This window comes from Fontibacillus forbon (assembly GCF_046559655.1).
Lineage (GTDB): Bacteria > Bacillota > Bacilli > Paenibacillales > Paenibacillaceae > Fontibacillus.
The window spans coordinates 834,758-847,648 of record NZ_JBKGFV010000002.1 but is presented as its reverse complement, the minus strand read 5'-3'; the positions used below and the strand labels follow the sequence as shown (position 1 = coordinate 847,648).

Here is a 12,891-nt window from a genome sequence, read left to right as displayed (position 1 = left end):
CCTGTTCCGAAGCAGCAGAGTATCCTTGCAACTTACGATGTGGGATGCTGTCGTTCCAGCCTGAAATAAATAAGCCTCCCTTGTCGGGAAGCTCATTTATTTACAGGCCTTTTGTTTTGTCATCGTTGTAGGATGAGGTCAGAATACCGCACAGGAACATGGCCAGCACCACAGTTATAATCCAAAATGTTAGCGAAAAACTCATAGCGGAACACCTCCACGTTTAACTCCTGCTCCTATTATACCCGGCCCCTTCATAAAAATAAATCAAATTATGAACTATTTCATAGACATGGTAAAAGAATTATGCCTCAAGCGATTATTTGAAAAACAAAAAATGGGTCGGAACCGGGCGTAGCTGTCCGTCCGAAGGCTTGTTGACGACGCGTCCGTTGACGATGAGGGAAGATGATCCTCCCCCGTCCAGATTATAAGCGTCCTGCACGCCTAGCTTGAACAGCTTGTTTTGCAACTCGGTTAGCGTGGCCCCGGAGCTTCCGTTCTCATCTCTTCCGTCAATGACAAGGATGAGCAGCTGGTCATCCTTGTAGTTGCCGATCACCGTACGGGGAGCCCGCAGCGGAGAATTCAGCCATTTGGCTGGAATGGTCGTTTTCACGCCGTTATTGAGCAGGATCGGCACGAAGGATGCACCGAATGATGGCTGAAGCTTGTCCAGATCGGTTTTGTTCTTGAATTTTCCGCCGATCAGCTGGCCGGATTTATTAAGGCCGACAAAGAATAAATCTTTAAAAGTCGGCTCAAAGCCGGTCAAATATTCGCCGTTCAGAACAGTCGTGCTTAGCGGGTAACGTTTTCCGTGCGAATCGGCAAATCCTCCGGCGTTGATTCCGGCTACCGCGCCATGACGTTGTACTGCCCGCAGCGTCGTTTCCGAACCTCCAAGCTTGTCCTTGCCCAGTGACATTTTCATGGCATCCGGCGACTTCAGTTTGACTTTCATCGCATAGCCTTTATAGGTGCCCGGATTGACTTTGTACAATTCTATTCGAATTTTGTCGCTTTGAATGGTTTGGTAAGGCGACCCCAGTTGGGCGGTAATTCTTTTGTTATAGATGGTTTCGGGCCGCTTTGCCTGTTGTTGCGCCGTCTCCACGATCGAGGACATTGTCGCGGTAGTTTTATGATACAACTCCGCGGTTTCTTGGATAGAAGATGCAGTCAGTTTCGCGGCTCCCTCCGCTTCGTCCAGCCTTTGGGCGATGGCTCCGGTGACTTGCGGAATTTGCGAATCCGGGACAAAGCTTTGGGTTCCGTGGTGAAATTCGATACCGGCCCCGCCAATGAAAAGAGCGATCAATAATCCCAGCAAAGGGCCGGTGGCCAGCAGGAAAAAACGGTTGATTTGTTTGATTGGAGTGATCATTTCAGCAAATCCATCTTCTTCTGCAGTTCGGCCAACTGTTTTTTGACTTCGCTCAATTGGGTATACAGTTTGTTGCTATTATCGCTTTTGTTCGTGGTGTTATCTTTGGTGAATTCCAGCAATTCATTGAAAGTTTCGACTTTGCTCTGCAGGTTGCTTACTTCGGTATTCAGTGCGGATAACTGGGCCGTGTAGTCGGCTTTAAGTTCATCCGCCTTAATCTGCCAATTGGCATTGAGCTGTTGCATCATGGATTCTTTTAGATGATTGCTGTATAAGTAAGCGGAGGCTCCGCCAGCTCCTATAAGTAAAATCCAGACCAGAACGACCAATTTCGCGGAAGGCCTTCGCGTTCTCCTACTGCGCGGGGACTCGCCAGCAAGTTCAGTATTGTAAGACATGAAATCACCTCTGGGTTGTTATTTCCAGACTACATTCTATCATGAGGTTTCTATTATCGCAAAAACCACTAGATTCCGACAAATCCGTGAAAAACATATAGTCTGTTAACGGAATTGCCGGGACAATTTGTCCTCGGGTACAATCGGCATAGGAGACGAAATCGGGGGGTGTGATGATGCAACCGTGGCTCAAGAAAAGGATTGAGAATCTTCCTGCCGCGCTGAAATGCCGGGTTGACAGTTACTTAGATGAAGGAACATTTATTTCTCTGACGGGACCGGAAAAGAATGGGCAAGATTGCTTGGGGCGAGAAGGGACAGCGTTGGAGGAAGAAGGAGGCGATTTCGCGCAACGCTCGCTAATGCTTGATTTGCTGGACGGCCCGGAATGGACGGGGACCGCGATACTGGACCCGGGGAATAAAGGGTATCTGACAGTTACCTTGCCTGAGGGTCTGGATGCCGAAGTGCTGTTAAAGGCTTCTCTTCTAAAAGGAACAGCGTTTTGGCCCGGCTCCATCCCTTTCCCGGAAGATAGTGAGGCAGACCCGGCTGAGGGGCGAAGTCCCGACTCCGCGAAGATTCGTCTTTACTATACCGGGCAGAGCAAGGAAAGGATCACGGCGGGATTGGACCGGATCTCCGAAGCGATTTCGGAGTTTACCGCACGTTATGAGAATTAAGGCATGCCGTCCCAGAGCCTATAAGTCTTGCTCAGGAACGGCATCGGCTGCCGAAGCGGCCTGATTCCAACCGTCCGCTACGCCCCGGTAAAGCGCGATCCCTTCTATCCCTTCCGCCGTCAAGGTATAGCGGCCGCGCGCGACCCGGCGGAACCAGCCATAGTAGTTTCGCTGAAGGAATGCGGCTGCGTTGCCGATGCCGCTACGGTCGCGAACCTCGCGCGGCGCCATTTCCCCGCCTGCCTGAAGGGCAAGGGCGACGCGCAGCGCTTTTTCCCGGTAGGCGGTCACCAGCTTGGTTCCGTGGCTTCCGCCGACATTGTAGTCTCCGCTCCGTTCGTTGAACTCGTAGAGCAGTTTGGAGGCCCTCGCCTTGATTACCTTCGGAGACGGCACGATCACTTTGTCCCCCGGGGAGCAAAGAATTTCCACGAAAGCAGGCTTTGTCTTGTACCGGGTCACGGTAAGAAGGCCCAGTCCCAGCCTGCGGCATAGGATGGTGATATCGCTCCAGCGCTGATTGTGGGCGCCTCGTTTAGCCCGGTTCCTCTCCACGGCCAGATAAACCTCGCTGCTCAATTTTTGTCGTTCCAATCCCTGCAGCAGCAGGGCAAGGTTGAATGTTTTTTTCATTTCCACAATGAGCGGTTGCTCACTGTCCGGAGAGATTCCGACCAAATCGCAGTGCCGAACCTCGCTTTTTATCGTATATCCCCGCTCCTCGAAAAATGCCTTCAGCGGCGCATACAGTTCCGTTTCATGCTGTACAGCCATCGTGATCTTCCTTTTCAAGAAATTTGCCTTACCCGAAAAATTATATCATATCCGAAGGTCAACTTATCCGCTCCGTTCGCATAGGTATGTAGTACACTTTTTCCAAAAAAAACGCAGCGATCGAGCAGCGTTGACATCATGTGTAAGAAGCTTGCGGGACAAAAGAGCGAAGGCATGCGCCCAGTTCATCACCAGGATTACTAACGGGGAATCTGAACACACCAAGCGGAGTACAGGAGGTACCGAACATGGATATTTTTGAACGTATAGCTGCATACCGGACGGAGAGCGATTCCCTGGCGTGGAATGGCACATTCAAGCAATATATTCAGCTGCTCGCCAAGGACCCTGCTCCTGCCATGACGGCCCATGCCCGGGTATATGAAATGATCGAGTCTTACGGCGTGGAGGAAATGAACGGCCGAAAAAGGTATAAATTTTTTGAACAGGAAATATTCGGACTCGATCGCGCGGTAGAAAAACTTGTGGAGGAATATTTTCATTCGGCGGCCAGGCGGCTTGATGTCCGTAAACGGATACTGCTGCTCATGGGTCCGGTCAGCGGCGGCAAATCGACGCTGGTGACGCTGCTGAAGCGGGGCCTCGAGAAGTTTTCGCGAACCGACAGAGGAGCCGTTTACGCGATCTCCGGCTGCCCGATGCATGAAGACCCGCTCCATCTCGTGCCGCATGAACTCCGGCCGGAGGTGGAGAAAGAACTTGGCGTACGGATTGAAGGAAACTTGTGCCCCGTATGTCAGATGAGATTAAAGACGGAGTATGAAGGCGACATCGAAAAGGTAGCCGTGGAACGGGTTCTGCTGTCCGAAGATGGTCGTGTCGGGATCGGCACATTCAGTCCCTCCGATCCGAAATCCCAGGATATCGCCGACTTGACGGGCAGCATCGATTTTTCCACCATCACGGAATACGGCTCGGAATCGGACCCGCGGGCTTACCGGTTTGACGGGGAACTGAACAAAGCCAATCGCGGCTTGATGGAATTCCAGGAAATGCTGAAGTGCGACGAGAAGTTTTTGTGGAATTTGCTGTCCCTGACCCAGGAAGGCAATTTCAAAGCGGGGAGATTTGCGTTAATTAGTGCGGATGAGCTTATCGTTGCTCACACGAACGAATCGGAATATAAAGCGTTTATTGCCAACAAAAAAAATGAGGCCTTGCAGTCACGGATGATTGTTATGCCGATTCCATACAACCTCAAGGTATCTCAGGAGGAAAAAATTTACGCCAAGCTGATCGGACAGAGCGATATGAGCCACGTGCACATTGCCCCGCACGCCCTGCGTTCCGCGGCTATTTTTTCTATTCTGACCCGGCTCAAGGAAACCAAGAAGCAGGGCGTCGATCTCGTGAAGAAGATGCGCCTGTACGATGGCGAAGAAGTCGAAGGCTACAAGGATGCCGATTTGAAGGAGCTTCAGAACGAATATTTAGAAGAAGGCATGTCCGGCGTGGACCCGCGCTATGTCATCAACCGGATTTCGAGCGCGCTGATCAAGCAGGATTTGCACTGCATGGGAGCGTTGGATATCCTGCGCGCGATCAAGGACGGTCTGGATCAGCATGCGTCCATTACGAAAGAAGAGCGCGAACGCTATTTGAATTTTATCAGCATCGCCCGCAAGGAATATGATGAGCTGGCCAAAAAAGAAGTGCAAAAAGCGTTCGTTTACTCTTTTGAAGAATCGGCAAGAACCCTGTTCGAGAACTATCTCGACAATATCGAAGCCTTCTGCAATTGGACGAAAATCCGCGATCCGCTCACCGATGAGGAGATGGATCCGGATGAACGGCTGATGCGGTCGATTGAAGAGCAGATCGGCATTTCGGAGAACGCCAAGAAAGCGTTCCGCGAGGAAATCCTGATTCGCATTTCCGCCTACTCCCGCAAAGGCAGAAAGTTCGAATACAATCACCATGACCGGCTGCGCGAGGCGATCGAAAAGAAACTGTTCGCCGATCTCAAGGATATCGTCAAAATCACGACGTCCACCAAGACGCCGGATGAGAGCCAGTTGAAGCGCATCAACGAGGTCAGCAAGCGGTTGATCGACGAGCATGGATACTGCCCGGTTTGCGCCAATGAGTTGCTTCGCTATGTGGGGAGCCTGTTGAACCGTTAGAAGTGTAACACGCTTTGTTTTATTCACCGTTCAAAACCTGGTGCCTCTTGAGCCTGACGACGGTTATGTCGCCGGGCTATTTTTATTTCTTGCTCTTGAATAGAATCATGGGCCGGCGAATTGGTTAAATTATGGTGGAAAACGTCTGGGAAACGCCATGAGAACTTGGATCGAGACGGGAACAATGACAGAGACTTGAGATGAAGAATCATACCAGGAACGTACACTCAGGAGGGAATCTATATGGCAAACATAAATTTAGCTGTTATTTATTACAGTTCTACAGGAACGAACTATCAATTAGCAAGCTGGGCTGCCGAAGGAGCAAAGACTGCTGGGGCAGAGGTCAAACTGCTGAAAGTGGAGGAACTTGCCCCGCAATCGGCCATTAGCAGCAATCCGGCCTGGAAGGATCATGTGGAAGCGGCCAAAGACATTCCGGTTGCCACTTTGGATGATCTGGTTTGGGCGGATGCGATCATTTTCAGCGTGCCTACCCGATTCGGTAACGTACCGTCTCAAATGAAGCAATTCTTGGATACGACCGGCGGGCTTTGGGCCCAAGGCAAGCTGGCCAACAAAGTAGTAAGCGCGATGTCCAGCGCCAGCAACCCCCATGGCGGTCAAGAAGCTACGATTCTGTCGCTTTATACGACGATGTACCACTGGGGAGCGATTATCGCAGCTCCAGGTTACATGGATCCGGTTACCTTCGCATCCGGAGGAAACCCATACGGCATGAGCGCCACAGTGGGTCAGGACGGAAAAATTCAGGAAAACTTGCGCGACGGCGTTATTTTCCAAGCTAAACGCACCGTTTCCGTCGCACAATGGGTGAAAAACGGGAAGCCGCAATAATTGAAGCAATATAGAAAATAAGGAATAAGAGTAAAGTTAAAGTTGGGAGTAAGGAGCAAGATAAGTGTAAAAGAGTAAGAGTAAAAGAGTAAGAGTAAAAGAGTAAAGAGTAAGAGTAAAAGAGTAAAAGAGTAAAAGAGTAAAGAGTAAAGAGTAAAGAGTAAGGATAAAAGAGTAAAGAGTAAAGAGTATAGGGGCAAAGAGCAAATAAGCTTGAAGCATGGTTAGGGGTATCGCAAATAGGAAATAAGTTTGAAGTATGGTTAGGGGTCGCAAATAGGACTACTGTACTAAGTTACTGGAAATAAGCTACTGGAATAAGCAAACGTCGGCTAAGGTTCGCAGATAACTGTATTTCCTACAGGTAATTTACCGGATTTCACAGGTTTTGGAAAATTAGCTGGATTTTCTACAGTTAATTTTTCGCGGAAAGCGATATTTCGGCGGAAAAAGCGAGAATCTCAAATATTAGCTGTAGGTTTTACAGTTAAATTTCTAAATCGGACACATTTTTGAAAATTAACTGTAGGTTTTACAGTTAATCTTATGAGGCGCACCCGCGCATGACATACGAGTAATAGTAAATCGACGATGCCTAGCATCCATAAAACGAGCAGCGGGGAGTTTCTGACTGCTCGTTTTGCGTCCATACTTTACGCTGAGCAAAGAGCAAGGGTAGAGGTAGCACAGTGGGCTACTGTAATAAGCAAACGTCGGCTAAGGTTCACAAATAACTGTATTTCCTACAGGTAATTTACCGGATTTCACGGGTTTTGGAAAATTAGCTGGATTTTCTACAGTTAATTTTTCGCGGAAAGCGATATTTCGGCGGAAAAGGCGAGAATCTCAAATATTAGCTGTAGGTTTTACAGTTAAATTTTGAAATCGGGGACATTTTTTAAGATTAACTGTAGGTTATACAGTTAATCTTACGAATCGCACCTCACATGGTACAAGAGCACGGCAATCAGCCAAAGAAGCCTAGCCTACTTAGCCTAGCATCAACATCATAAAACGAGCAGCCAGAAATCACTGGCTGCTCGTTTGCGTTCATGCCTTAGCTTAAGGCATGTTTCTGCCGCGGGTGCTGACGTAAAGGGAGTACCACTCTTCACGGGTGAGGCGCAGCTCAGCTGCATCGCGGCAGGCGCGGATGCGGTCCGGGTTGATGGTGCCGATGACGGGCTGGATGCCGGCCGGGTGACGCATCAGCCAGGCCAGTACGATCGCTTCGGTCGTCGTTCCTTTTTCAGCGGCCATCATACGGACAAGCTCCGCCGTTTTCACGACGCTGTCGCTTTGTCCGTCCAGGGAACGTCCGGAATACAGGCCTTGAGCCAGCGGCCCCCAGGATTGGAGCTGGATATTCTCCAGCCGGCAAAATTCCAGCGTTCCTTCCGGGAAGACGGTATCCTTATATTCTTCCTGGTTGACGTGGATACCGGTTTCCAGGAAGCCGAACTTATTCAGGCTCATCTCGAGCTGGTTAACGATAAACGGCTCCTCACAGTAGGCTTGAAGCAGCTTGATCTGCCCCTGGCTCATGTTGGATACGCCGAAATGGCGGACCTTTCCGGCTGCTTTGAGCTGATGGATGGCACTGGCCACCTCTTCAGGTTCAACCAGAGCGTCCGGGCGATGCAGCAGCAGAATGTCCAGATACTCCGTACCCAGGCGCTCCAAAATACCATCAACGCTGTTCAAAATATGGCCTTCCGAAAAATCAAACCGGTGCGGGCTTGCCCCCTCCGCAAAGCGGATTCCGCATTTGGACTGAATCACTATTTTTTCGCGTAACCCCGGAGTTTGTTTCAAAATATGTCCGAATACCTTCTCCGCCTTGCCTGCGGTATAAATATCGGCATGGTCGAACATATTGATGCCGATCTCAAGTGCGGCTTCGACCGCGGCCTGTCCCTCGCGGTAATGCTCTTCGGTGATACCGCTGTTTTTATCCCAGTCACCGCCCATGCGCATGCATCCGAGAACCAGTTGACTGACTTCAAGACCCCGCTGTTGTAATGGAATCGCTCTCATTATGTAGTCCTCCTGTGCAATGAAAGTAGGTTTTACCACAGATCTCAGAGCTTATTATAACAAATATCAACCCTTTGGGACGCTATTCTGAGGGGGCTTACCGGAAAAAAAGACTCCCCGCCACGCCGTTGGCCGCCGGAGAGTCTTCTCGAAGCCAGAATACGACTAAAGTATTTTCCGGTAATGCTTTTCCCCGTCATAGCTGAACAGGGCGGTTTTATCTTCCACGACGGTCTCGAGGTGGACCGGTCTGCCCCAAAGCCGGAAAACGTAAGGCAGCGTGCGCTCCAGATACTTGAGGTCCAGCTCGATCCCTTCGTACTGATGTCTCAACAGCAGCTCCCCGCCCCGCTGGTAATCTCCGTCTTTGACGACGATATAAGGAGAGCCGCCGTTGACGCGGGAGGCGACTAACTGGTCGCGGATGTTTTCCCAGGTTTTGTCGGTGATTTTCCATTCCGGACCCTGCTTTTCGAAAATATACAGATCCAGTTCGCGGACCAGATTTTTCGTCAAATAACTGCGGAGGAAGGAAATATCGGAGTCGAGTTCGCGGACCTCGAAGATTTTCTCCCGTCCCTTACCCGGCTCCCGTCCGAACCGACTTATCTCTTCTTCCGTCGGATGATCCCAGCGCCGCTCGATATCCTCAAAGATTTTCAGCCCGAGATAATACGGGTTCAGGCTTTGCCGGGACGGTTGAACGACAGATGAGTTCAGCTTGGCGAACTCGATCGTCTCCTCGCTGGTCAAATCCAATTCGCGAAGGATGCGTTGATGCCAGTACGAAGCCCAGCCCTCGTTCATGATCTTCGTCTCCATCTGGGGCCAGAAATACAGCATTTCCTCGCGCAGCATGCTCATGATATCCCGCTGCCAGTCTTCCAGGGTTTCCGAATATTCCTGGATGAACCAGACGACGTCTTTTTCGGGCTCCGGCGGGAAGAGGCCCGGGGAATCCGGTTTCGAATCTTTGGTGTTGCCGGCCTCGGCGGCTGCATCGAGCGACCACAAGTCATCATATTGTCCGTCGCCCCGGGAAGGCCCCTGCCGCGATTCCTTCGCCCGGCGAAGCTTCTCCTCCGTTTGTCTTCGTTTATCGTACCGCATAGGTTTGATCAGTTGCGGATCCACATGCTCCTGAATTCCAAGCACCGAGTCGATAAAAGCTTCGACGGTATCGGCACCGTACAACAGTTCATAATGGCTGATCCGTTCGGCGGTGGCGGACATGCTTTCCACCATATCGCGGTTCGTATTACTGAAACGCATATTATTTTTGAAAAAGTCGCAATGGGCCAGCACATGCGCCACGATCAGCTTGTTCTGGATCAGTGAATTGCCCTCCAGAAGGAACGCATAGCACGGATTCGAGTTGATGACCAGCTCATAGATTTTACTGAGCCCGAAGTCGTATTGCATTTTCATCTTGTTGAACATTTTGCCGAAGCTCCAATGCGAGAAACGGGTGGGCATGCCGTAAGCCCCGAACGTGTAGATAATGTCGGCCGGGCATATTTCGTAACGCATCGGATAATAGTCCAGTCCAAAACCGTCCGCGATTTCCATGATTTCCGCGATGGCATATTCCAGCTGCGAAAGTTCACTCGTCACGACAGCGCCCCCTTTTCCCGTTTATGGAAAAATCTCTTCAACGCGTTGTACACTTCGCCTTTTTCTTTAATGACATAGTACATGAACCGGTCCTGCTTCAAATTCCGGTAAGCGGACATCAGCGTGCTGCCCCGGTTGTACTGGTTCACTTCCCCGTAACCGAATAAATTGCAGCGGTTCAGCAGTTCACCGATCAGCCGGATGCAGCGCTCATTGTCGGAAGTCAAATTATCCCCGTCAGAGAAATGGAAGGGATAAATATTGTAGTTGGCAGGAGGATAGCGGGAATCGATAATTTCAAGTGCTTTCTGGTAGACCGAGGAACAGATCGTACCTCCGCTTTCCCCTCGGGTAAAGAAATCCTGCTCGCTGACTTCCTTGGCCTCCGTATGATGCGCGAGGAAAACAATCTCCACTTTCTCGTACTGCCGCCGCAAAAACCGCGTCATCCAGAAGAAAAAGCTGCGGGCACAATACTTTTCGAAGGCTCCCATCGAGCCTGAGGTGTCCATCATCGCGATGATGACCGCATTGGACTTCGGTATTCGCACATCCTCCCAGGTTTTATAACGGAGGTCGTCGGGGGAAATGCCGTGGATGCCGGGTACGCCCGTCGTGGCGTTGCGTCTGAGATTTTCCAGGATAGTACGCTTTTTATCGATATTGGACATCAGTCCTTTTTTGCGGATATCGTTGAATCGGAAGGAGACGGTTTCTATTTCTTCCTTGTCTTTTTCTTCGATAAAAGGAAGCTCCAGTTCATCGAACAGCAGATCTTCCAAATCTTCGATACTGATTTCCGCCTCGACCACATCGCTTCCCGGTTGATCTCCCGCTTTTCCGCCTTTGCCCGGATCCTTGGGACTTTCCTGCGCAAGCACATCGCCCACTTCGCTATCCCCGTCGCCTTGACCGACATGCTTTTGCTTCTGAAAATTATGAATGAACCGGTACTCCTCCAAATTCCGGAGGGGTACCTTAATGATCTGTTTTCCATCCGACATAATGATGTTCTCTTCCGTGACAAGATCGGGAAGATTCTGTTTGATGACTTCCCGTACTTTCTCCTGGTGGCGCTGCTGATCCTGATAGCCTTTGCGGTGCAGCGACCAGTCCTCTTTCGATACTAAGAAATTTACTTTGTTAGGATCATTCGATGACAATGATAAGCACCTCCCCAATTGGCTTGGTTGAACGGCGAGAGTAGTTGTAAATAAAGTATATTCACGGGGACTCCCGATATGTGAGCGGGCATGGGACATAAAAGCTAAAAGGGTGCCCAAAGTAGTATATTTGCAGCCAAATTGCGAAGAATAGGGATATTATCCCAGGTATGTCTTCCCCTAAGTTTCAGGAAACGGTTTAAATTTGAGGGAACGGGTATGGTAATAAAAGAAACCCTCACCATTGGAGGTATAAAATGGTCAGAAAAATTCAATTGCCTCTTCAAACCTTAAGTCTTGTTATTTCCTTCATGGCCTGGGTATTGATCTCCTCGCTGATTACGTATATTAGCCTGGATATCCCGCTGAGTTCGGGGCAAAGAGCCTGGTCGACGGCCATCCCCGTTATTTTGGGCTCCTTGCTGAGAATTCCCGCAGGGTTTCTAACCAACCGGTATGGCGCCAGAATGCTGAACAGCCTCAGTTTCATCATTTTATTGGTGCCCGTGTTTTATTTGAGCCGGGCCGATTCTTTTCTCGATCTGGCCATCAGCGGCTTTTTCCTCGGGATTGGCGGAGCGACCTTTTCAATCGGGGTAACGTCCTTGCCGAAATATTATCCCAAGGAAAAGCAGGGAACCGTCAACGGGGTTTACGGAATCGGTAACCTAGGGACCGCGATCTCCACGTTCGGAGCACCTCTGCTGGCCGATGCGCTCGGATGGGAGCGGGCCGTTGCCTGGTTTCTTGTTTTGCTGGCATTATTTGCATTGCTTAATATTCTGTTTGGCGACCGGCATGAAGAAAGGATTCACAGTTCCTGGGTCAGCCAGTTCAAGCAGGTTTACCGGAACGAGAAACTATGGTTCTTCAGCGTTTTCTACTTTATTACGTTCGGTTCATTCGTGGCCTTTACGATTTACCTTCCCGGCTTCCTTGTAAGTTATTTCGACCTGGATAAAGTGGATGCGGGTCTGAGGACGGCGGGCTTTATTGCTTTGGCGACATTTCTTCGCCCGGTCGGCGGCATTTTGTCCGATAAAACCAATCCGTTTATCGTGCTCATGTTCGTGTTCGCGGGGCTGACCTTGTCGGGAGTGTTGCTGTCCTTCGGATTGACGATGCCGCTTTTCACGGCCGGTTGCTTCGTAGTGGCCATTTGTGCAGGAATCGGAAACGGTGCCGTGTTTAAGCTGGTGCCGCTCTATTTCTCCAAGCAGGGCGGGATCGCGAGCGGGATTGTGTCTGCGGCCGGGGGGTTAGGCGGTTTCTTTCCCCCGCTGTTGCTTACCTTGCTGTTCGATTGGACGGGTCATTATGCCATCGGATTTATGGCATTATCCGAAGCTTCGCTTGCCAGCCTGATTCTGGTACTTTGGGTATTTTTCAACAACAAGCTGGAGTTTGCCGCCGACATTATCAGGTCTACCGCGGATGCTGTGATGGTCACGGATACGAAGGGGGTCATTCAAACGGTAAATGCGGCATTTACCAAAGTTACCGGGTACGCCAAGGAGGAGGTAATCGGCAAAAATCCAAACCTGTTAAGTTCCGGTTATCATGATAAAGCTTTCTATGACACCTTCTGGAATACCTTGAAGGATACCGGAAAGTGGCAAGGAGAGATCGTTAACCGCAGGGCGAACGGAGAAACCTTCCGTGAATGGCTCTCGGTTACTGCGCTTAGAGATGATCAGGGCGGCGTCAGGCATTATGTTGCGATATTCAGCGATGTGTCGCAGGCCGATTCCGTCCTTGCATCAGATATAACCACCATGCCGTTAATACACCCGGACAAAAAACCATAATCGAGGAGAGGGGAAGTGAATT

At 50.3% G+C, this 12,891-nt stretch carries 10 protein-coding genes; 4 read left to right on the top strand and 6 right to left on the bottom strand.

Annotated elements, in window-relative coordinates:
* Positions 1–319 precede the first annotated feature (319 nt).
* Together ACLB09_RS10885 and ACLB09_RS10880 are read right to left on the bottom strand one after the other, a co-directional pair.
* Entirely contained in the window at positions 320–1,387 is a 1,068-nt protein-coding gene (locus ACLB09_RS10885) for a phosphodiester glycosidase family protein (RefSeq protein ID WP_410769836.1), read from the bottom strand.
* Positions 1,384–1,788 (bottom strand): hypothetical protein, encoded by a 405-nt coding sequence (locus ACLB09_RS10880; protein WP_410769835.1) that lies wholly within the window; start codon positions 1,786–1,788, stop codon positions 1,384–1,386. Before ACLB09_RS10880 ends, ACLB09_RS10885 begins: the two co-directional genes overlap by 4 nt.
* Positions 1,789–1,961: 173 nt before the next feature.
* Between ACLB09_RS10880 and ACLB09_RS10875 the strand changes: the two genes are divergently transcribed.
* Positions 1,962–2,471, top strand: a complete 510-nt coding sequence (locus tag ACLB09_RS10875) for a hypothetical protein (protein ID WP_410769834.1) — start codon at positions 1,962–1,964, stop codon at positions 2,469–2,471.
* A gap of 18 nt (positions 2,472–2,489) precedes the next feature.
* Here the strand turns inward: ACLB09_RS10875 and ACLB09_RS10870 are convergent, their stop codons facing one another.
* Entirely contained in the window at positions 2,490–3,245 is a 756-nt protein-coding gene (locus ACLB09_RS10870) for a DUF2161 family putative PD-(D/E)XK-type phosphodiesterase (RefSeq protein ID WP_410769833.1), read from the bottom strand.
* Between the two features lie 248 nt (positions 3,246–3,493).
* Here ACLB09_RS10870 and ACLB09_RS10865 point away from each other — a divergent pair, with 248 nt between their 5' ends.
* Positions 3,494–5,389 carry a PrkA family serine protein kinase gene (locus ACLB09_RS10865; protein WP_410769832.1) on the top strand — a complete coding sequence of 632 codons (1,896 nt, stop codon included), beginning with the start codon at positions 3,494–3,496 and terminating at the stop codon, positions 5,387–5,389.
* A gap of 243 nt (positions 5,390–5,632) precedes the next feature.
* Positions 5,633–6,247, top strand: a complete 615-nt coding sequence (gene wrbA / locus ACLB09_RS10860; RefSeq protein ID WP_410769831.1) for an NAD(P)H:quinone oxidoreductase — start codon at positions 5,633–5,635, stop codon at positions 6,245–6,247.
* Positions 6,248–7,309: 1,062 nt separating this feature from the next.
* Here the strand turns inward: wrbA and ACLB09_RS10855 are convergent.
* From ACLB09_RS10855 to yhbH, 3 genes are all read right to left on the bottom strand, one after another.
* Complete coding sequence (locus ACLB09_RS10855; protein WP_410769830.1) at positions 7,310–8,284, bottom strand: aldo/keto reductase; 975 nt, start codon at positions 8,282–8,284, stop codon at positions 7,310–7,312.
* Between the two features lie 165 nt (positions 8,285–8,449).
* Positions 8,450–9,898, bottom strand: coding sequence for a SpoVR family protein (locus ACLB09_RS10850; protein WP_410769829.1), 1,449 nt, complete (start codon positions 9,896–9,898; stop codon positions 8,450–8,452).
* Positions 9,895–11,061, bottom strand: a complete 1,167-nt coding sequence (gene yhbH, locus ACLB09_RS10845; RefSeq protein ID WP_410769828.1) for a sporulation protein YhbH — start codon at positions 11,059–11,061, stop codon at positions 9,895–9,897. Before yhbH ends, ACLB09_RS10850 begins: the two co-directional genes overlap by 4 nt.
* Positions 11,062–11,318: 257 nt before the next feature.
* On the opposite strand from yhbH, the gene ACLB09_RS10840 reads away from it, so the two are divergent.
* Positions 11,319–12,869, top strand: coding sequence for a nitrate/nitrite transporter (locus ACLB09_RS10840; protein WP_410769827.1), 1,551 nt, complete (start codon positions 11,319–11,321; stop codon positions 12,867–12,869).
* Positions 12,870–12,891: the final 22 nt, after the last annotated feature.